Origin of the sequence: Myxococcus guangdongensis (assembly GCF_024198255.1) — a bacterium.
In the GTDB taxonomy this organism is placed as follows: Bacteria; Myxococcota; Myxococcia; order Myxococcales; family Myxococcaceae; genus Myxococcus; species Myxococcus guangdongensis.
Genome location: NZ_JAJVKW010000001.1, coordinates 777,004 through 797,651, shown reverse-complemented (window position 1 = coordinate 797,651; position 20,648 = coordinate 777,004). Strand labels below are relative to the sequence as shown.

Annotated in this window: 16 protein-coding genes; 10 read left to right on the top strand and 6 right to left on the bottom strand. The window is 69.6% G+C overall.

The window, feature by feature from the left end; all coding sequences use genetic code 11:
- Positions 1-74: 74 nt before the first annotated feature.
- From recN to LXT21_RS03235, 3 genes are all read left to right on the top strand, one after another.
- Positions 75-1,814 (top strand): DNA repair protein RecN, encoded by a 1,740-nt coding sequence (recN, locus tag LXT21_RS03245; protein ID WP_254036604.1) that lies wholly within the window; start codon positions 75-77, stop codon positions 1,812-1,814.
- 60 nt (positions 1,815-1,874) lie between these two features.
- Complete coding sequence (locus LXT21_RS03240; RefSeq protein ID WP_254036603.1) at positions 1,875-2,672, top strand: Stp1/IreP family PP2C-type Ser/Thr phosphatase; 798 nt, start codon at positions 1,875-1,877, stop codon at positions 2,670-2,672.
- Positions 2,673-2,891: 219 nt separating this feature from the next.
- Positions 2,892-3,803 (top strand): M23 family metallopeptidase, encoded by a 912-nt coding sequence (locus LXT21_RS03235; protein ID WP_254036602.1) that lies wholly within the window; start codon positions 2,892-2,894, stop codon positions 3,801-3,803.
- Between the two features lie 343 nt (positions 3,804-4,146).
- On the opposite strand, the gene LXT21_RS03230 is transcribed toward LXT21_RS03235, so the two are convergent.
- Both LXT21_RS03230 and rlmM read right to left on the bottom strand, forming a co-directional pair.
- Positions 4,147-4,854, bottom strand: a complete 708-nt coding sequence (locus LXT21_RS03230) for a nucleotidyl cyclase domain-containing protein (RefSeq protein WP_254036601.1) — start codon at positions 4,852-4,854, stop codon at positions 4,147-4,149.
- A gap of 57 nt (positions 4,855-4,911) precedes the next feature.
- Positions 4,912-5,934, bottom strand: coding sequence for a 23S rRNA (cytidine(2498)-2'-O)-methyltransferase RlmM (gene rlmM / locus LXT21_RS03225; RefSeq protein WP_254036600.1), 1,023 nt, complete (start codon positions 5,932-5,934; stop codon positions 4,912-4,914).
- Between the two features lie 343 nt (positions 5,935-6,277).
- On the opposite strand from rlmM, the gene secA reads away from it, so the two are divergent.
- From secA to LXT21_RS03195, 6 genes are all read left to right on the top strand, one after another.
- On the top strand, positions 6,278-9,127 hold the full coding sequence (secA, locus tag LXT21_RS03220) for a preprotein translocase subunit SecA (protein WP_254036599.1): 2,850 nt from the start codon (positions 6,278-6,280) through the stop codon (positions 9,125-9,127).
- 367 nt (positions 9,128-9,494) lie between these two features.
- Positions 9,495-10,475 carry a 30S ribosomal protein S2 gene (gene rpsB / locus LXT21_RS03215; RefSeq protein ID WP_407666952.1) on the top strand — a complete coding sequence of 327 codons (981 nt, stop codon included), beginning with the start codon at positions 9,495-9,497 and terminating at the stop codon, positions 10,473-10,475.
- A gap of 159 nt (positions 10,476-10,634) precedes the next feature.
- Positions 10,635-11,288 (top strand): translation elongation factor Ts, encoded by a 654-nt coding sequence (gene tsf / locus LXT21_RS03210; RefSeq protein WP_254036598.1) that lies wholly within the window; start codon positions 10,635-10,637, stop codon positions 11,286-11,288.
- Positions 11,289-11,503: 215 nt separating this feature from the next.
- Positions 11,504-12,256 carry a UMP kinase gene (gene pyrH / locus LXT21_RS03205; protein ID WP_254036597.1) on the top strand — a complete coding sequence of 251 codons (753 nt, stop codon included), beginning with the start codon at positions 11,504-11,506 and terminating at the stop codon, positions 12,254-12,256.
- A gap of 44 nt (positions 12,257-12,300) precedes the next feature.
- On the top strand, positions 12,301-12,858 hold the full coding sequence (gene frr, locus LXT21_RS03200) for a ribosome recycling factor (protein WP_254036596.1): 558 nt from the start codon (positions 12,301-12,303) through the stop codon (positions 12,856-12,858).
- Positions 12,858-13,826, top strand: coding sequence for a diguanylate cyclase (locus tag LXT21_RS03195; protein ID WP_254036595.1), 969 nt, complete (start codon positions 12,858-12,860; stop codon positions 13,824-13,826). Before frr ends, LXT21_RS03195 begins: the two co-directional genes overlap by 1 nt.
- Here the strand turns inward: LXT21_RS03195 and cyaY are convergent.
- The gene (cyaY, locus tag LXT21_RS03190; RefSeq protein ID WP_254036594.1) at positions 13,814-14,146 is read right to left on the bottom strand and encodes an iron donor protein CyaY; all 333 of its coding nucleotides are present in this window, start codon (positions 14,144-14,146) and stop codon (positions 13,814-13,816) included. The two genes, LXT21_RS03195 and cyaY, sit on opposite strands and share 13 nt — an antisense overlap.
- A gap of 16 nt (positions 14,147-14,162) precedes the next feature.
- On the bottom strand, positions 14,163-14,696 hold the full coding sequence (locus tag LXT21_RS03185) for a SixA phosphatase family protein (protein ID WP_254036593.1): 534 nt from the start codon (positions 14,694-14,696) through the stop codon (positions 14,163-14,165).
- Between the two features lie 155 nt (positions 14,697-14,851).
- Here LXT21_RS03185 and LXT21_RS03180 point away from each other — a divergent pair, with 155 nt between their 5' ends.
- Entirely contained in the window at positions 14,852-15,526 is a 675-nt protein-coding gene (locus tag LXT21_RS03180) for a hypothetical protein (protein WP_254036592.1), read from the top strand.
- A gap of 25 nt (positions 15,527-15,551) precedes the next feature.
- Here LXT21_RS03180 and LXT21_RS03175 read toward each other — a convergent pair whose 3' ends face one another.
- Both LXT21_RS03175 and LXT21_RS03170 read right to left on the bottom strand, forming a co-directional pair.
- Positions 15,552-19,331, bottom strand: a complete 3,780-nt coding sequence (locus LXT21_RS03175) for an FAD-dependent oxidoreductase (protein ID WP_254036591.1) — start codon at positions 19,329-19,331, stop codon at positions 15,552-15,554.
- A 409-nt stretch (positions 19,332-19,740) separates the two neighbouring features.
- Positions 19,741-20,544: a glycosyltransferase gene (locus tag LXT21_RS03170; protein ID WP_254036590.1), complete on the bottom strand. Its 804-nt coding sequence runs from the start codon at positions 20,542-20,544 to the stop codon at positions 19,741-19,743.
- Positions 20,545-20,648: the final 104 nt, after the last annotated feature.

Sequence of the window (20,648 nt, the reverse complement as noted above, 5' to 3'; positions counted from 1 at the left end):
TGCCTGTGCAGTGTCAGGGGGACCTGTTAGGGTGTTCAGTGCCAGAGCCGTCGTACGGACATTGGAGGGCGCGCGTGCTGCTGGGTCTGCGGATTTCGAACGTGGCGGTGATCGAGGAGGTGGAGGTGGCGTTCGGAGCCGGCCTCACCGTCCTCACGGGTGAGACAGGTGCGGGCAAGTCCATCCTCGTGGATTCATTGGGCTTGCTGCTGGGAGGGCGGGCGGACGCGGATGTCATCCGCGCCGGCTGCGAGGAGGCGTCCGTGGAGGGCGTCTTCGCGCGGACACCCGTCCTGGGCACACGCCTGGAGGAACTGGGCCTGCCGGACCTCGGCGACGAGGTGCTGGTGCGCCGGGTGCTGGGGCGCACCGGAAGGGGCAAGGTCTACGTCAACGGCGCGCTGGTGACGGTGGGCGTGCTCGGGAAGCTGACGCGGGGGGCGGTGGACCTCGCCGGGCAGCACGAGCACGTGAGCCTCTTCGACTCCGGCCTGCACCGGGTGCTCCTGGACAGGTACGGGGAGATGGAGGCGCCGCTGGCGACCTACTTCGGGGAGTACCAGGCGCTGCGGGAGGTGGACGCGCGCATGGACGCCCTGGGCGGGGACGAGGCGAAGGTGCGCGAGCGCGCGGAGTTCCTGCGCTTCCAGCTCGACGAAATCTCGCGCCTGGACCCGGAGGCGGGCGAGGACCTGCGGCTGGACGCCGAGCGCAAGCGCCTGTCGAGCGCGGAGAAGCTCAAGCGCCATGGCGCGGAGGCGGAGCTGCTGGTGGCTGGCGACGAGTCCTCGGCGCTGGAGACGGTGGGCCGCGCGCTGGGCCTGGTGCACGACGCGGTGAAGTGCGACGCGACGCTGGCGCCCGTGGCGCAGTCGTTGAGCACCGCGTTGTCGGAGCTGGAGGAGGCGCAGCGGCGGCTCAACCGGTACGTGGAGGGGCTGGAGTCGGACCCGTCGCGCCTGCGGGACGTCGAGGAGCGGCTGGATGGCCTGAAGCGGCTGTGCCGCAAGCACGGCGCCACGCTGGACGGCGTGCTCAAGAAGCGCGGCGAACTCGAGACCGAGCTGGGCACGCTGGAGAACCGCCAGGAGGTGCTCGAGGAACTGGCCTCGGAGCGCCGCAAGGTGGAGGAGCGCGCTCGCAAGGCGGCCCTGGCCCTGTCCCGGGTCCGCGCGAAGAGCGCGGTGGAGTTCTCCGCCCAGGTGCGCGAGGGCCTGGGGCACCTGGCCATGGGCAAGGCGGCCTTCGAGGTGCGCGTGACGCCCGGAGAGGTGCTGCGTCCGGACGGCCTGGACGACGTGGAGTTCTTCTTCAGCGCGAACCCCGGTGAGCCGGCGCGGCCCCTGGCGAAGGTGGCCTCGGGCGGCGAGGCGAGCCGACTGCTCCTGGCCCTGAAGCGGGCGCTGGCGGACAGCGACGCGTGCGGCTCGTACGTGCTGGACGAGGCGGACGCGGGCGTCAGCGGCGCGATTGCCGACGTCGTCGGACGGATGATCAAGGAGGTGAGCGGCCACCGTCAGGTGCTCTGCATCACCCACTTGCCCCAGGTGGCGGCCTACGCGGACGCGCACCTGCTCATCCGCAAGGCGGTGAAGGGCGAGCGCACCGTCTCCCAGGTGACGGTGCTGGCGGCGGGGAGCGAACGGACGCGGGAGCTGGCCCGGATGATGTCCGGCGTGGAGGTGACGCGCGAGGCGCTGGGAGCAGCCGAGGCCCTGGTGCGCTCGGCCCACCGTTCCCTGGGGGCGCCCAGGACCCGCCGGGAGTCCGGACCCGAGGGAGCACCCCGGGGACGCCTCCGGCGGACGGCTTGACGCACTGCAAGGTCATCCGTGTCCTTGCCCCATCCTTGGGTCTCACATAGCATCCTTGGTGTGTCCAACACCGCAGGGCAGACCGCGGCCTCCCGCCTGAAAGTCGTTTCCGCTGGCCTGACGGACGTCGGGCGGAAGCGTAATCACAACGAGGACAGCTTCCTCATCGACGATGAGCTCCAGCTCTACGTCGTGGCGGACGGCATGGGCGGTCACGCGGGGGGTGGTACCGCGTCGCGCATCGCCGTCGAGACCATCGACAAGGAGCTGCGCCGGGCACGGGAAGGAAAGGACAACCCCTTCCTCTCCGTGCCTCACCTCCAGGACTCACCGATTCCGGAGGCGCTGCGCACGGCCGTGGAGAGGGCGTGTCTCGCCATCTACACGGCGGCGCAGGAGGACCCACGCCTGTCCGGCATGGGCACCACCGTCATCTCCCTGGTGGTCCGCGAGGAGCACGCCTTCTTCGCGCACGTGGGAGACAGCCGCGCCTACCTCATCCGGGGCGACCTCATCCAGCAGATCTCCGAGGACCACTCGCTGGTCAACGAGCAGATCAAGGCGGGGATGATTACGCCGGAGGAGGCCAAGCACTCCCGCTACAAGAACATCATCACCCGCTCCGTCGGCTTCGAGGAGGAGGTGCAGGTGGACGTCATGGGCCTCGTGTCCGAGCCCAACGACGTGTTCCTGCTGTGTTCGGACGGGTTGGCCAACATGCTCGAGGACAAGGAGATCCACGAGGTGGTGGCCCAGGCGAAGTCCTTCGAGGACATCCCCAAGCGCCTCATCGACTTCGCCAACGAGCGCGGCGGCGACGACAACATCACCGTCATCCTGGTGCGGGTCGCCGCCTGACGGCGACTCACGAAGTGGTGGCCGGCAAACACCTCGTCAGGTCACTGTTGACCTTGACACTCTTGGAAGCTGAATGGTAGCTGCCCAAACGTTTCCAATCCTGACAGACGCCGTCAGGTGACGGAGCCGGCGGGGTGTGGCGGTGGGGGGAGGTGTTGAGCGCCGGGGAGCGACTTAGCTTCTGGCGCCGGATGTCCCACGCAAGCAGGGAGCTGTCCCGTGGCGAAAAAGTCCTTCACGTTGATGGTGATCCCGGACCACGACGCGCCGGTGAAGCGGTACACCATCCAGCGCTCGTTCCTCATGCAGGTGGGGATGGGGCTGATGTTGGTCGTGGGACTGGGCGCGGGCGCGAGCATCCACTACTTCCAGGTCGCCGCGGATGCCTCGGAGAACCGCATCCTCCGGGATGAGAACCTGACGTTGCGCTCGCAGCTCAAGTCGGTGCGTGAGCGCATCGAGCACATCGGTTCGACGCTGGACCGGGTGGAGCGTTTCGACCAGAAGCTGCGCGCGATGACGCTGCTGTCGGACCCGCAGCGCAACCTGGCGATGGGCCCCACGGAGCCGGAAGCGCGGGTGCCGACGACGGACACCCAGTTCACCCAGCTGACCACGACGGAGACGCCCAAGCTGCTGATGGGCCGGCTGGACAAGCTGAGCGCGGAGGCCACCCGTCAGGAGCAGAGCCTCCAGGAGCTGCAGGCGTACTTCCAGGACCAGAAGTCGCTGCTCGCCTCCACGCCGTCGGTGTGGCCGGCGCGCGGTTGGGTGACGAGCGACTTCGGTCAGCGCGTGGACCCGTACACGGCGGACCGGGTGATGCACTCGGGCCTCGACATCGCGGCCCCGCACGGCAAGGAAGTGTACTCGCCGTCGGACGGCACGGTGGTGTTCGCGGGCCTGGAGGGTGGCTACGGCAACGTCATCGTCGTGGACCACGGCTACGGCATCAAGACGCGCTACGGCCACCTGGCGAAGATGCTGGTGAAGGCCGGTGACCGGGTGAAGCGCGGCGCGCTCATCGCCGCGGTCGGCAACACGGGCCGCTCCACCGGACCGCACCTGCACTACGAGGTCCGCGTCAACGGCATCCCGCAGAACCCGCGCAAGTTCATCCTCGAGGAGTAGCCCGAGGCGCGAAGGGCCCCGGGCAGCGTGCTCGGGGCAGGTGGTTCCTGGAGCACTCGATACGCAGGGACGCCGGACCTTCCCAGGTCCGCCCCGGTGACAGGTGTCCCAGGCGCGGTCCTTTCGAAGGTGGGCTCACGAGAGTCCCCACGAGGCCGCGAAGCCTGGTCGAAGCACGACTCGGGGCCGCGGCTCTCCGCGGGTTCGACTCCGAGGCCGTAGGTGACGTCTCCATCCAGCCAGAGGCGCGTCACCCGCCCGGAAATACACGCGTCCAGGCGGGTTCGACGCTGAGGCTGTGCGCGGGATGGGAGCGCGCCGCCAGGGCGATGCGCCCCTCCCGTCAGAGGAACGTCGCCTGCCCGGGGATGGAGGCGTCCAGGCGCAGCCGTCGGCGCTGGAGCCCATCGGCCCGACCGCTGCGCTGCATGACGTGCGCGCGCTCCAGCTCGGCCCAGATGAGGGGCCCGAGCACCTGCCAGTGCGAGGGCGCGTCCACCGTCACCTCCAGCAGGCTCACCGTCCAGGCCGGCACCTCCGCGTCGGGCGTGCCTTCGGGCAGCACGCGGCGGACATCCTGGACCAGGCGCTCGTGGGTGGGCCCCGCCAGGTCCTCCTTCACGGTGAGCTGCGAGGTGGGGACGAGCAGCGCGGCGAAGGCATCCGGGTGCAGTCGAACCACCTTGGCGCCCGGGTACTGGGCGGCGAGCGACTCCACCGTCGCGCGCAGAATCGCGTCGCCGACAGCGAAGCCGAAGCGCGCGTTGTGCGAAATCATCCCCTTCACGTCGGCGATGACGGCCCCCACGCGCCAGCCGTCGTGGTGGGCGTGGGTGGACAAGTCGTACTCCTCCTTCAGGAGGCTGCCCTGGGTGAGGGCGGGCACCTGGAACGCGCCCGTCTTCGCGTCGGGGTGACCGCGTCGGGCCTGCTCGGCCTGGAGGAGCGCCTCGACGGCGGCCTGCACGGGCGCCTGGGGAGAGCGGGTCAGCACCCAGGGGTAGAGGGCGATGAGGGCGGTGGCGGTGGCGTCGTCGAGCGGATAGGGCATCTCACGCGCTTCTCTAGCGCGTCACGCGCCCTCGCGCAGGCGCTTCCCGCCCGAGTGTCAGCGAAGCCGGTGGGCCGTCACCGTCACCTCGTCCCGATCATGGTAGAGCTGGCGGACGGTGAGGCCCTCCCAGCCGCCCTCCTCGACGAGCGTGTGCCGCACGCGCACGAGGACCGGGTTCTTGTCCTTCATGGGCAGCTTGATGTTGGCCACCAGATGGCTGGCCCAGCCCCGGCGCCCCCACTTGGCGAGCAGCTGCGCCACCTCCAGCGGGCGCCAGGCCATGTCGCAGAAGAGCCAGTCGGCGGGCTCCTCGGGCGCGTAGGCGAAGGCGCTCTGCTGCACGTGCTTCACCCGGCCGTGGGAGGCCAGCTCCGGCATCAGCTTCGCCGGGTCCACCGCCACCACCTTCGCGCCCCGCGCCACCAGCCGCTGCGTCCACCCACCCGGCGCCGCGCCCAGGTCCACGCAGACGTCTCCGCGCCCGGGCTCGAAGGCCAGCCCGGCCAGGGCCTCCTCCAGCTTCATGGCCGCACGGGAGGGGGACTCGACCTCGCGGCGCATGCGCTGACGTCCACCGGGGGCCAGCGACAGGGCCTCCCGCGCGAAGACGCTGCCCACCATCGTCACCCCGTCCGGAGCGACGCAGAGCGCGACGAGCCGCGCGCCCGCCTCCTTCGCCCGGGCCCCGTCCTCGAGCAGCCGCTCCGAGGGGAGCCGCGCCTTCACCGCCGCCTCCAGGGCCTCCGCCAGGGCTGCCAGGGGATTGCCCCGGGGGCTGTCGGGCGTGAAGGACTGGAGGACCCAGGGGCCCGCGCCAGGAAGCACGCCGATGGCCCGGGCCGCCGCCTCCGCCAGGACCTCGGGCGCGCCAGGGGGCAGGGAGACGACCACCTGGTAGCCGGCCCGCGCGAAGGCCGGAGGAGGGCTCGGGCTGCGCTCGCTCTCCACCAGGGCGTCTCCCAGCAGCCGGGGCGCCGCTTCCGCCCAGGCAAGCTCCTCGAAGAGGTGCGCCTCGAAGCCCGCCCGGCACGTCCACAGCCAGCGCCCGGCAACCGGCGGCTGTGTCTGTGCGGGCATGGAGGGAATCCGCGCCCTCGGTGGGGCAGGGGGCGGCGTGGGGCGCGCGGGGGCGGCCTGGGCCTTCTGGGGGGAGGGCTTCCTGGAGGGCGGAGGGCCGGGGCGGCGCGCGGGGGGCTTGGCGGAAGCGCCCCGGACAGGCCGGCGGCGGGGATTTCGTGAAGGGGACATTGCGTGGGCTCGGTTCCGCTTTACTCTGAACCGATGCGCGCTGGGCAACCGGCCGAGAGGAAGTTTACGGAGGCGCGCGTGGTTTCCCACCAGCCCTCCCTTACATCTCCAGGGATTTCCCTTCACTCGCCGCCGTCCTTCGAGGATTCTCCGGCCGCGAGAGAGTCAACGAATGATCGAATGGACGCTGAAGAAGCTCATCGGGACCAAGAATGAGCGTGAGCTCAAGAAGGCCCGCGAGAAGGTCATCCGCATCAACGAGCTGGAAAGCCGGATGCGGGCCCTCAAGGACGAGGACTTTCCTGCCGAGACGGCTCGGCTGAAGCAGGAGATCCAGAACGGACGGCCGCTCGACAGCATGCTGTTCGAAGCCTTCGCGCTCATCCGCGAGGGCTCGCGCCGGGTCATCGGCCAGCGCCACTACGACGTGCAGCTCATCGGCGGCATGTTCCTCCACGAGGGGTGCATCGCGGAGATGCGCACCGGTGAAGGCAAGACGCTGACGGCCACGCTGCCCAGCTACCTCAACGCCCTGTCCGGGCGCGGGGTGCACGTGGTGACCGTGAACGACTACCTCGCCCGCCGCGACGCGGAGTGGATGGGGCGGGTCTACAAGTTCATGGGCATGACGACCGGCTGCGTGCTCCACGAGCTGTCCGACAAGCAGCGCCAGGAGGCGTACCGCTCGGACATCACGTACGGGCAGAACAACGAGTTCGGCTTCGACTACCTGCGCGACAACATGAAGTTCCGCTTGCAGGACTACGTCCAGCGCGAGCTGAACTACGCCATCGTCGACGAGGTGGACTCCATCCTCATCGACGAGGCCCGCACGCCGCTCATCATCTCCGGTCCCACCGAGGACAGCACGGACAAGTACTACCGGGTGGACCAGGTCATCCCCGGCCTCGTCCCGGACCAGGACTTCACCCTGGATGAGAAGCACCGCTCCGTGTCGCTGACGGACGACGGCATCGACAAGCTCCAGAAGCGCCTCAACGTCTCCAACCTGTACGACCCGGGTGAGATCGAGACGCTCCACCACGTGGAGCAGGGCCTGCGCGCGCACACGCTCTACAAGCGCGACAAGGACTACGTGGTGAAGGACGGCGAGGTCGTCATCGTCGACGAGTTCACCGGCCGCCAGATGCCGGGCCGCCGCTGGTCCGACGGCCTCCACCAGGCGATTGAAGCCAAGGAGGGCGTGAAGATCGAGAACGAGAACCAGACGCTGGCGACCGTCTCGTTCCAGAACTACTTCCGCATGTACTCCAAGCTGTCCGGCATGACGGGCACCGCGGACACGGAGGCGGAGGAGTTCGCGAAGATCTACAGCCTGGACGTGCGCGTCATCCCCACCAACCGCGCCAACATCCGCAAGGACCAGCAGGACGTGGTCTACAAGACGGAGCGCGAGAAGTTCGAGGCGGTGGCCGCGCAGATCGAAGAGCTGCACAAGGTGGGGCAGCCGGTGCTCGTGGGCACGGTCTCCATCGCGAAGAGCGAGGTGGTGTCCAGCTTCCTGAAGAAGCGGGGCGTCCCCCACAACGTGCTCAACGCCAAGCAGCACCAGCGCGAGGCGGACATCGTCGCGCAGGCGGGCCGCAAGGGCGCCGTCACCATCTCCACCAACATGGCCGGCCGCGGCACGGACATCCTCCTGGGCGGCAACGCGGAGGTGCTGGCGAAGGCGGCCGTGGGCCCCGCGCCGGAGGCCCCTGCGCCCGTGGCCCCGCAGGCCCCCGTCGAGGGCGCCGCGCCCCAGCCGGACCCGCAGACCGCGTACCAGCAGGCCCTGGCCGAGTGGGAGCAGAAGCTCGCCGACACGCAGGTGAAGCTGGAGGCGGAGACCAAGAAGGAGCGCGAGGAGGTGATGGCGGCCGGCGGCCTGTTCATCATCGGCACCGAGCGCCACGAGTCGCGCCGCGTGGACAACCAGCTGCGTGGCCGCGCCGGTCGTCAGGGTGACCCGGGTGGCAGCCGGTTCTTCCTCTCCCTCGAGGATGACCTGATGCGCATCTTCGGCTCCGAGCGCATCCAGGGGCTGATGGAGCGGCTGGGCATGGAGGAGGGCGAGGTCATCGAGCACATCTGGCTCACCCGCGCCATCGAGGGGGCCCAGAAGCGCGTCGAGGGACACAACTTCGACATCCGCAAGAACCTGCTCGAGTACGACGACGTGATGAACCAGCAGCGGCGCACCATCTACAAGCTGCGTCGTCAGGTGCTGGCCGCGGGCGCGGGCCTCCCGCTCGTCGAGTACACCGAGGACCCGAAGACGCGGGTGAAGAGCCGCTCCGAGCGGATGGTGAGCTGGGCGGACTTCAAGGAGATGGTGCTGGATGCGGTGGAGGACGTCATCGTCTCCACGGTGGACACCTACGCGCCGACGAAGAGCTCGGAAGGCTGGGACCTGGACGCCCTCACCCGGACGGTGAAGGAGACGTTCGACCTGGAGATGAGCTTCGACAACGTGGGCAACCGCGACGAGCTCCAGGACCACATCTACCGGGCGGCGGAGAAGGTCTTCCGCACCCGCGACGAGGAGTTCGGCGAGAACTTCCTGCGCTTCCTCCAGTACAACTACCTGGCGACCATCGACCGGCTCTGGAAGGAGCACCTGCTGGGCATGGACCACCTGCGCCAGGGCATCGGCCTGCGTGGCTATGGCCAGAAGGACCCGAAGCAGGAGTACAAGCGCGAGGGCTACCAGGGCTTCATCCAGACCCTGTCGTCCATCAAGGCGCAGTTCGTCTCCCAGCTCATGCGCGTGCAGCCGCGCTCGGCCACCAGCGCCGAGGAAGAGGCCGTCCGCATCCAGCGGCAGCTGGCCCAGCAGCAGCGCAAGGCGGTGGAGGGTCGCGGCACGGCGGAGGGCAAGCTGGACGAGGCCTCCGTCGCCCAGGCGGCCCGTCCTCCGGCGGCCCAGCAGGGCCCCCGCGTGGGCCGCAATGATCCCTGCCCCTGCGGCAGCGGTCGCAAGTACAAGAAGTGCCATGGCGCGGCGGAGGCCAACGTCTAGGCGGTCCTGCCTCCCCAGGGATGTCCAGGCGCCGGCGCGGCGCCGCCCCGAGGTTCGGGCGGCGGACCGCGCCGGTGGTGTTTCCGGGGGCCACAGGACGCCTGGAGGGCGGGGGAGGGGGCTTTGCGCCTGCTTCCCGGCACGGGCGGTGAGGCGAAGCTTGCGCCGCCCGGAAGGGTTCTGTTAAGGACCCCCCGCCTCGTAGTCTGGGGTGGGGGTATCTACCCTCAGTCGTACCCACTTCACACACGCCCGTGCCGGTCGCCGGTGCACCCGTGGGTGAGGTCCCCTCCGCGAGGAGTGGCCCTGCCCCGGATGTCACGGCCGGAGCTTCGCTCGGGTGTGGCGGACGAACCGGAGAAACAACATGTCGATCGACACGCAGGAAACGCAGAACCAGCAGCAGGCCATGGCCGCCGCCGGCGGCATCACGATGCGGCAGCTCCTGGAGGCCGGTGTTCACTTCGGCCACCAGACCAAGCGCTGGAACCCGAAGATGAAGCCGTACATCTTCGGTGCCCGCAACGGCATCTACATCATCGACCTCCAGAAGACCGTGACGATGGCCCGCTCGGCCTTCCGCTTCGTGGCGGACATCACGGCCCGCGGCGGCTCGGTGCTCTTCGTCGGCACCAAGAAGCAGGCGCAGGACGTCATCCGCGAGGAGGCCGCGCGCGCCGGTCAGTTCTTCGTCACCAGCCGCTGGCTGGGTGGCACGCTGACCAACTTCAAGACCATCAAGCAGGGCATCGACCGGCTCAAGACGCTGGAGAAGATGGCCGAGGACGGCACCTTCGAGCGCCTGCCCAAGAAGGAAGTCGCCTCGCTGGAGCGCGAGCGCGAGAAGCTCGAGAAGAACCTTGGCGGCGTGAAGGAGATGTCCAAGCTGCCCCGCTGCGTCTTCATCATCGACCCGAAGAAGGAGCACATCGCCATCCACGAGGCGACCCGTCTGGGCATCCCCGTGATTGGCCTGGTCGACACGAACTGCGATCCGGACGGCATCGACTTCGTGATTCCCGGCAACGACGACGCCATCCGCTCCATCAAGCTCTTCACGTCGAAGATCGCCGAGGCCTGCATCGAGGGCGCGGCCCGTTACCGTGCCTCCGGCGCGGCGGACCGCGACGAGCAGGAGGAGCGCGAGGGCCGTGACGACCGCCGTGAGCGTGATGACCGCCGTGGCCCGCGCCGCAATGACCGCGGCGGCGACCGCCGTGGTGGCGACCGTGACCGTGGCGGCGAGCGCCGTGGCCCCCTCGTCGAGATGAAGGGCGCGCCGGCCGTCGCCGAGCAGCCCGCGGCCGAGGGCGGCGAGGCGCCCGCGGGCGAGACGGCGGCGGAGTAATCCCCCCGTTTCACTCCAGTGTCTTCGTGGCGGCCGGGTGGCGGAAGAGAACGCCTGTCACCCGGCCGTCCGTGTTTCCCGTCGTACTCCGTACCCCTTGAACATCAATGCTCCGCCCGGCGCATGGCGCCCACGTGGTGGCGGAGGCAGGAGAAGAACATGGCCGAAGTGACCGCCCAGATGGTGAAGGACCTCCGCGAGCGGACCGGCGCGGGCCTGATGGACTGCAAGAAGGCGCTGGCCGAGTCCGGCGGCGACTTCGCGAAGGCCGAGGAGTGGCTGCGCAAGAAGGGCATCTCCCGCGCCGCCGGCAAGGAAGGCCGCGTCGCCGCCGAAGGTCTGGTGGGCACCTACGTGCACGGCGGTCGCATCGGCGTGCTGGTGGAGGTCAACTGTGAGACCGACTTCGTCGCGCGCAACCCGGACTTCCAGGACCTGGTGAAGGAGGTGGCCATGCAGATCGCCGCCGCCGCCCCCAAGTTCGTCCGCCGCGAGGAAGTGCCCACCGAGAACCTTGAGAAGGAGCGCGAGATCGAGCGCGAGCTGCTCAAGCAGCAGGGCAAGCCCGAGGCGATGCTGGAGAAGATCCTCGTCGGGAAGATGGAGAAGTACTACACGCAGGTCTGCCTCGTGGACCAGCTGTGGGTGAAGGACGACAAGAAGAAGGTCGGCGACATGATCACCGAGCGCGCCGCGAAGATTGGCGAGAAGGTCTCCGTGCGCCGCTTCGTCCGCTTCGAGGTGGGTGAGGGCATCGAGAAGAAGAAGGACGACCTCGCCGCCGAAGTGGCCAAGACGCTGGGCCAGGGCTGAGCCCTCCGGGGACCTCCCTGAGAGGTCCTCCCGGTTGGCCCCGAGGGCCGCGACCCTTCCGACTCCCTCTTGGGGAGCGGGGGACGCGGCCCTTCTCTTTTGGGGCCCCTGGACGGCTCCCAGGGCCCTTCGGGGCGTTGGCCGTGGACGGTGTGGCCGCCTTGTCCGACTCGGGCGTTGATATGCCGCAATCCGGGGGATAGAAGCGGACGCGCATGTCCTCCGACACGACCCAACCGCTCCGATACAAGCGCATTCTCCTCAAGCTCTCGGGCGAGGCCCTGATGGGAGAGGGGAAGTACGGCATCCACCCACCCACCCTCAGCGCCATCGCTGACCAGGTCATCGAGCTGGCGCAAGCGGGCGTGGAGGTGGCCCTGGTGATTGGCGGAGGCAACATCTTCCGCGGCGTCGCCGGGGCGACGGAGGGCATGGACCGGGCCAGCGCGGACTACATGGGCATGCTGGCCACGTGCATCAACTCCATGGCCATGCAGGACGCGCTGGAGAAGAAGGGCCTACACACGCGCGTGCTGTCCGCCATCAAGATGGAGCAGATTGCGGAGCCCTACATCCGCCGGCGCGCGGTGCGCCACCTGGAGAAGGGCCGCGTGGTGATTTTCGCCGCGGGCACGGGCAACCCGTACTTCACGACGGACACGGCCGCGTCGCTGCGCGCCATGGAAATCAACGCCCAGGTCATCCTCAAGGCGACCAAGGTGGACGGCATCTACAACGCGGACCCGAAGAAGGACCCCACCGCGCGCCGCTACCGCTCGCTGACGTACATGGATGTGTTGAAGCAGAACCTCAATGTGATGGACTCCACGGCCATCTCGCTGTGCATGGACAACAAGCTGCCCATCATCGTCTTCGACCTCACCGTGCCGGGGAACATCGGCCGCGCGGTGCTGGGCGGCGGTGAGATTGGTACCGTCGTGGGCGGCAGTGAGACGGCCTGGGCCTGACCTCACGCACTCATCCCGATTCCGAGTTCAAGGAGAACACGCAAATGAGCGACGACCTCGTCAAAGAGCTGAAGGAGCGCATCACCAAGACGCTCGAGGACCTCAAGCGCGAGCTGACCAAGGTGCGCACCGGGCGCGCCAACACCGCCATCCTCGACAACGTCCGCGTGGACTACTACGGCACGCCCACGCCCCTGTCCGGCGTGGCCAGCGTCAGCGCCCCGGAGCCCCGGCTCATCATCATCAAGCCGTGGGAGAAGAGCGTCCTCAAGGACATCGAGAAGGCCCTGCGCGAGGCCAACCTCGGCATCAACCCCATGAATGACGGGGAGATGATTCGCCTGCCCTTCCCGCCGCTCACCGAGGAGCGCCGCAAGGAAATCGCCAAGCAGGTGAAGACCAAGGGTGAGGACCACAAGGTCGCCATCCGCAACATCCGCCGCGACACGAACGAAGTCCTCAAGACGCAGCTGAAGGACAAGAAGATCACCGAGGACGACCAGAAGCGCATCACCGAGAAGGTCCAGAAGGAGACCGACGACGGCGTCAAGCAGGTCGACTCCATCGTCCAGGCGAAGGAGAAAGAGGTCATGTCGGTCTGATGGCCTTCGTGCTCCTGGCCGAGCCCGCCGCCCCGGTGGCGGGTGTGTTGCGCCGGTACCTCGAGGGCGCCGGCCACGAGGTGGCGTGGGTGGCGAGCGTCGACGAGGCGCTGCGCGCCGCCCGGGAGCGTCCGCCCTCCGTGCTCCTCGCCTCTGGCATGGGCGCGCTGGATGGCGAGGCGCTGTGCCGGGGTGCGCGCGCCCAGGGCCTCACGGCGCCCGTGCTGCTCATGTACCCGCCGGATGAAGAACACGCCGACGAGCGCGCCCAGCAGTCGGGTGCGGATGGCTGCCTGGTGGGCCCGCTCAAGCGCGCCACCGTGCTGACGTGCGTGTCGCTGCTGCTGCAGCGCGAGGAGGCCCGGCGCGCGCCGCGGGCCGCTCCGATGCCCGTCACCCCCGTGCCGGTGGAGCCCCAGGCGCCGCGCGCGCCGCAGGCCCCCGTGGGGGCGACGTCCGCGGACTTCGAGTTCCTCAAGCGGCTGATGTTCATGGAGGTGAAGCGCAGCCGCCGCTACCGCTACCCCATCGCCCTGCTGATGGTGGAGTTGGACCGCTTCCAGGAGCGGGCCTCGTCCCTGGCGCCCGCCGCGCGCAAGGGCGCCCTGGCGGAGACGCTGGGCCTCCTGGTGGCGGGGGTGCGCGACATCGACGTGGCGGTGCCCTTCGCGGACAGCCGCTTCGTCGTCTTCCTGCCGCACACGCCCCGCTCGGGAGCCCGGGTGGTGGCCGAGCGCCTGCGCGAGAAGCTCAAGAGCGTCACCACGCTTCCCGCGGGCACGGCCTCGGTGGGGGTGTCCGTGTCGGAGCCTCCGGCGGGCAAGGGCCCGGGGCCGGGCGCGGCCGTCCAGCAGATCAGCTTCGGCGGGATGCTGAAGGACGCCGGAGACGCGCTGCGACGCGCGCAGGCGGCGGGAGGCGACTGGGTGGAGGTGGCCAGCGACGCCAGCCGGAATCAGGACGGGTAGATGAAGTCCACGTCGCTGATGTGGTGCACCACGTCGGCGACGAACCGGAAGAGCTCCAGGCCCCGGCCCTTGTCATCCAGCCAGGTGCCGGTGGCCTCGTCGTAGCTGAAGTGGATGCCCTGACCCTGGCCGGCCACCCAGATCTGCTTCACGGCGCGCTGGGTGTTGACGATGCACTTCTCCCGGGAGCGGGCCGTCAGGGTGAGCATGTCACCCGTGCTCTCGGCTTCCAGGAGGTCCGGGTCGAGGGCGTCCGCCGCGGCGAGCATCCGCTTGAACACGGCGGCGACGCGCTGGTTGTAGCGTGCTTCGTCCATCATGGCCGACGGGAGGCCCTCACTGGATGACGTCGAGCACCGGGTGGCCGGGGGCCGCGTAGAACAGGAGCTTGTACTGCGCGCTCTCGCCCTCGGTGCGCTCCAGGGCGATGACGGTGCCCGGGTTGACGGCCTTCGGGCTCGACTGCATCCCCAGCAGGTGGGTGGCCAACGCGCCCACGGACGGCTGGTGGCCGACCAGGACCAGGTTCTCGCCCTCGTGCTCCTTGATGAGCGAGTCCACCGTGCCCACGGGCATGTCCGGCAGCAGGCTCTTGTGCACCTGGAGCAGGCCCTCGTACTTCAGCGCGGACGCGAGGATCTGCGCCGTCTGCACCGTGCGAACCAGCGGACTGGTCAGGATGAGGCTGATGGGCCCCATGCGCTCGGACAACGATGCGAAGTGTGCCGCCGTGTTCGCGCGCGCCTTCGCCGTGAGCCAGCGTGCTTCATCGCCGAGACCCTCGGGGATCTCCGCGTCCGCATCGCCGTGCCTAACCAGGAAAATCCTCAAAGTCCCTCCACCGGAGCAACCGGACCGCGGTTCGTACACGACCGCCGCCGGGTTGGTCAAAGGTAATGCGGCGATTGTTCAGTGGCCTGAACAACCTTCGACGTGACAGACAGGAGGAGGCCGTCCTCCTCCGCACGCGTCCGCGCAGCATACACGCGGGGGCTGACGAGCCGTCTGTCTGGCAAGGAGTCCGGATGCGCAAGGCGCTGTGGGTCCTGGCGGGGGCGCTGGCCCTCTCGGGATGTAAGAAGGATGGGGCCGCGGGTAGCGATGTACCCGGGGTGGAGGACGCGGGCGCGGCCGGGTTGGACGCCCTGGAGGCGGCCGAGGCCGGAGCCGGGGCCTATGGGGTGACGCCCGAGAAGCTGACGGCCTACGTGGCCTACCAGCGGCGGATGCTGGAGGTGTACGGCTCGCAGGTGAAGGGGCTGCAGGGGTTGGGGGTGCTGGTGGACGCGGGCACGCCGGAGGCGATGGCGGAGGTGCGCGCGGGCCTCAAGGTGGTGGAGGCCAAGGCCAAGGCGGAGGCGGAGGCCCGGGCGTCCGCGGGGCTGAGCGTGGCGGACATCAACGGGCTGGCCCAGGTGGTGACGGCCGTCATCGGCCAGCGGCAGCTGGGGCGCACGCTCCAGTACGAGGACGAGCTGCGCAAGCTGGAGGAGCTCCAGCAGAAGCTGCCGCCGGAGCAGCGCGAGGAGCTGGCCGCGCAGGTGGCCTCCATGCGCCGCCAGGTGGAGTCCTTCCAGAAGCTCACCGACGTGCGCCGCGAGTACGGCGACGCCAACGTGGACGTGGTCCTCACGCGCGAGGACGAGCTGATGAAGAACTACCAGGAGATGCTGCGCGTCTTCACCGGCACGCGCCGGTGAAGACGTCGGGCCCTTCGAAGCGCGCTCAGACGCGCTTGAGGTGCGGGGCCTTCTTGAGCAGCTGCGCCAGGTACAGGTCGGCGATCTTCTCCATCACCGTGTTGCCGCGCAGCCGCTGGTTCAGGTTGACGAAGTCGACCTGGTCCAGGCGCTGGTCCTGGTTGTAGCAGGAGAAGACCCACGTCTCCTTGCCGGTGCGCGGGTCCACGTGCCGCTGGAGGCACTGGGCGCAGATCTCCTTCATCATGCACTGCATCGGCGAGTTGATGGAGCCGATGGCCTCGTGGTCCGGCTTCAGGTACGGCTGGAGCACGCCGTGGCGGGCCTCGGCCACCGCGCGCATCATCCGGTCCGAGCCGATGGCGATGATGCGGTCCACCTCCGAGAGCGGGATGAGCGAGGGCGCGGCCAGCTTGCCCTCGGCGTAGGCCAGCATGGCCTGCACCACGTTGCCTCGGAAGGCGGAGTCCTGCGGGCGGCGGGGTTCAATCGTCTCCCCGGTGTCCACCGACCACACAATCTGGTCCGTGCCGGCCTCGATTTCGTCCTGCTTGAAGGAGTCCGACTTGAGCCGGTAGCCCGCGAAGTAGACGACGCGGCAGCCCGCGGCCTTGAGCGAGCGGGCGATGGAGAAGAGCACCGCGTTGCCCAGACCGCCGCCCACGAGCACCACCGTCTCGTTGTGGCCGATTTCGGTGGGCGCGCCCGTGGGGCCCATCAGCACCACGCTCTCGCCCGGGGTGAGCGCGGAGCACAGGCGCGAGGACGAGCCCATCTCCAGCACGATGGTGCCCATCAGCCCCTTCTCCTTGTCCACCCAGGCGCCGGTGAGGGCCAGGCCCTCCATGGTGAGGCGCATGCCGTCCACCACGGGCGCGTTCCGCTCGAAGTTCTGGAGCCGGTAGAACTGGCCGGGCTGGAAGTGGCTGGCCGCGAAGGGCGCCTTCACCACCACCTCCACAATCGTCGGCGTCAGACGCTTGACGGCGACGATGGTGGCGTTGAACGCGGAGTCCAGCTTCGCGAAGTGCGCCGCGCGCTGCTCTTCACGGCGGGCCTGCGCCACCTCGTCGTCGAAGTCGAGCGCGGCCACCTCCTTCGCGTACAGGCGGGCCACTTCACCGTAGCCGTCCTTCGCGCTGGCCATGGCCTTCACCACGTTGCCCGCGTAGGTGGGGTGGTTGTCGCCGTAGAAGGAGATGAAGTGGCCGTCCTTCGCGTACGACGTGAAGAAGCCCACCTGGGAGTCCAGGTCCTCGCTGGCCTCCACGCGCTCGAGCGTGAAGCCGTCCTCGGTCTCCACCAAGGAGTGTCCCTGGAAGTAGTCGCCGCCCTCGTCGAGCTGGAAGGTGCCGGGGTACTCGCGCTCGTACGTGACGTTGGGCGAGGTGCCGGCGGCCACGCACACCGTGCGCGCGGGCAGCTCGAAGAACTGGCCGCTGCCCTTGAGCTTGCCGTCGACGGTCACCATGCGCTCGAAGCGCAGCGCGCGCACCGCGCCCGTCGTGTCCGGAATCGCCTCCACGGGGCTCATCCGCTCGATGAAGCGGATGCCCTCCTCCAGCGCCTTCGTCACCTCCTCGTGGTTGAGGCGGTAGGCGGGGGACTCGGTGAGGCTGCGGCGGTAGGCCAGGCTGACGCCGCCCCAGGCGCGCACCAGCTTGATGAAGTCGGGTGTGCCGCCCTCGGCCTTCGCGCGCTCACGCTCGGCGCGGACCGCGCGGCCGTGCTCCAGGAAGGTCTGGTAGGTGGCGCGCTCCTCGGCGTCCAGGCGCGCGATGACGGCCTCCTCGCCCAGCTCCGCGGAGAGCTTCTCGTGGCGGGCGAGCGCCTTCTCCACCTGCACCGGGTAGTACGCCATCAGCTCCGTGGCGGTGTCGACGCCGGTGAGGCCACCGCCGATGACGATGGCGGGCAGCTGCACCTGGAGGTTGGCCAGCGAGTCCTTCTTGAAGGCGCCGGTGAGCTGCAGCGCCATGAGGAAGTCGCTCGCCTTGCGGATGCCCCGGATGAGGTTGTTCTTCATCCCGATGATGGTGGGACGCCCGGCGCCGGCGGCGATGGCGACGTGGTCGAAGCCCAGCTCCCACGCGTCCTCGATGGTGAGCGTGCCACCGAAGCGCACGCCGCCGTGGATGCGGAAGCCCTCGCGCCGGGCCAGCGTCAGGTGGATGAGCGTGAGGAAGTTCTTGTCCCAGCGCACGGTGATTCCGTACTCGGACACGCCGCCGAAGCCCTCGAGCACGCGCTCGTCCAGCTCGCGCGTGAGCGAGCGCCAGTCGCGGATGGGCGCGAGCGCATGGCCGTTGCGGCCCACCAGCTCGTCGGAGAACGGCTCAATCTTGAGGCCGTCCACGCCCGTGACGCCGAAGCCCTCGTTGAGCAGGTAGTGCGACAGCGTGTAGCCGGCGGGGCCCAGACCCACCACCATGACGTTGCGGCCCACGTAGGGCAGCGCGTACGGCCGGCGCACGTTGAGCGGGTTCCAGCGCGTGAGCAGCCCGTAGATTTCGAAGCCCCAGGGGAGGTCCAGCACGTCCGTCAGCGCGGCCGTCTCCGCCAGGGGGATGTTCACCGGCTCCTGCTTCTGGAAGATACAGGCCTTCATGCAGTCGTTGCAGATGCGGTGGCCGGTGCCCGGGCACATCGGGTTGTCCAGCGTCACCATGGCCAGCGCCGCCAGCGAGTTGCCCTCGCGCTTGAGCAGGTGGGCCTCGGAGATGCGCTCATCCAGGGGACAGCCCGTCAGGGGGATGCCCAGGGGGTTCTTCTTGTAGCTGTGGCCCTCGGCGACCTTGTCCTTGGCGGGGAAGCCGGTGGAGCAGGAGTCCTTCTGGCGCTCGTGGCAGAGCACGCAGTAGTCCACCTCGTTCATCACGTCGCGCTGGGTGCCCCGCCGGTCCGTGAGCTTGAAGCCGTCGCGGTGGCGCAGGTGGTGCTCCAGGCCCTCGGTGGCCTCGGGCAGCTCGGCGTCCGGACGCTGGAGGTGCACGAGCTGGTCGAACACCAGCGGCTTGGGCACGCGGTGGGTGGGCCACGTGTGGAACTGGTCCTTGGTCTCCGGGTGCAGCGCGCGCGCATACGTCCAGCGGTCCGCCAGCGACAACAGGGCGCGCACGGCCTGCAGCTCCGCGGCGTCATCGCCCTGGGTGACCAGGCTGGAGCCGAACCCCTCGCGGCCCTCTGGGGTCGCCAGGAGCGCGCCGCGCAGGGCCGCCCAGCGCTCGCGCAGAGCCGGGGCCTTCTCCTGCTGCTCGGCGGGGAGGTTGCCGGAGAACAGGCGCTCGAACTCCATCAGGCTGAGGACGGACTCGGCGAGCCCTCGCTCGAAGTCGCCGGTGGAGAGCGCCTCGGGGAAGCCCAGCTGGAGCATCCGCCGCATGCGGCCGTCCAGCGAGGGGAACTCGGCCAGCGTGGGCCGGTCCGGAGCGCCCTTCTTGAAGACGCGGCGGGTGATGAACTCGCGCTTGAAGTCGAAGAGCGGCAGCTCCCCCTTCAGGTGGCCCATCAACCGGTCGAGCTCGGACTCGACGCGGAAGAGCCGGGCCACGAAGCGCGACATGTGGCGGGCCACGCGCACCAGCAGGTCGGACTCGGCGGGGCCGGTGAGGCTCTTGCCCTGGGACTTGCGATAGGCGTCGAACGCCTGGAACAGCTCCGGCTCGTCCTCGGCGAGCCGCGCGTCGAAGCTCTGGGCCAGCCGGCGCAGCCCGCGCGGGCGGTAGAGGTCCTCGAAGGTGAAGCCCGGCAGGCCCAGTTGGAGGGAGGGGCCAGGGTCATTGGGCAGGTCGGTCAGGGCGCGCATATCACTGAAGGTGTAGGAGGAACCCGGAGCAACGGCTCGCGTGCGGGGCCTATTTCGCGGTGAGCCGCCCGGAAAGCAAGCGGCCTCGCGACGCCGCGTGAAACCGGGCGATGGGAGCAAGTGGCTGCCCTGGGGTTGTAACGCGGAGGGCGGACATCAGCCTCCCTCCATCTGCTGGCCTCCGGGACACGTCGGGGCCGTTGGCAGGATGCGCCATGGCTCGCGCGGCCCGCACCGGGGCGCTCGTGGGATGGAATGAGGCCAACGGGTTGGCCCGACGAGGGGCGGGTGACTCGGACGGCGCGCTGGCCGCTCGCCCTTCGGGAGAGGGTGCTCCACACCCATCCGACATGTCTCCCTGGGGAGGGCGCGGCGCACCCGGGGGGGCTCGGCCATTCCGCTGCGGCTGTTACCGGGTGTCGGTTGGGCGCGGGATGGCGGGGAGGGTGAGCTGGTCCAGTCGGCGGCGGAGCCTGAACAGGCCCCAGAACATGCGGGCCGCGTCGAGCCCGGGGACGACCTTGGAGCCGCCGAAGTCCTCCCAGTCGATGGGGACCTCCAGGCAGCGAGCGCCCTGCCGCTTGAGGAGCGCGAGCAGCTCCACGTCGAGCAGCCAGCGCTCCTCGCGCAGCACGTCGAGGAGCGGGTGCAGCAGGGAGGCCCGGATGAGCTTCACGCCACATTGCGTGTCGTAGAAGCGCAGGCCGAAGTTCATGTCCGTCAGCGTGGCGAAGATGCGGCCCTGCAGGTGGCGGCCGAGGTTTCGCACCACGCGGCGGCCGGCCATGAGGATGCGCGAGCCGGCGAGCACGTCCACGGCCTGCGCTTCGGGGGCGTGGGTCAGGCGGGCCAGTCGGAAGAGCTCGTCAGCGCTGATGGCGCCGTCCGCGTCGAGGAACGCGAGCCAGGTGGAATCGGGGGAGGCATGGCGCCAGCCGAGCCGGATGGCGGAGCCCTTTCCACCATTCCGGGGCGCGGCGACGTAGGTGAAGCGGTGGTGCGAGCCCGAGGCGGAGAGCTGGGCCTGGGCCTGCTCGACGCTGGCGCGCTGGAGGGTGGAGTGCTCGGGCGCGCTGCCGTCGTCGACGACGAGGAACTCGACCTGTGGCGTCGGCTGCTGGAGGGCGACCTGGGTGAGCGACGCCACGAAGCGAGGCAGGCGCTGCCCCTCGTTGTACGCGGGGATGACGACGCTGATGGAGGGAACTCCCACGCGCCGGGTTTGAGCACGGAGGGGCAGGGGCGTCAACGCGAGGTGGCGGGCGGGGTGCCCGGTACCTCGGGCGGCGCGAGGCTCGCCGGACTCCGTGCGCCGGC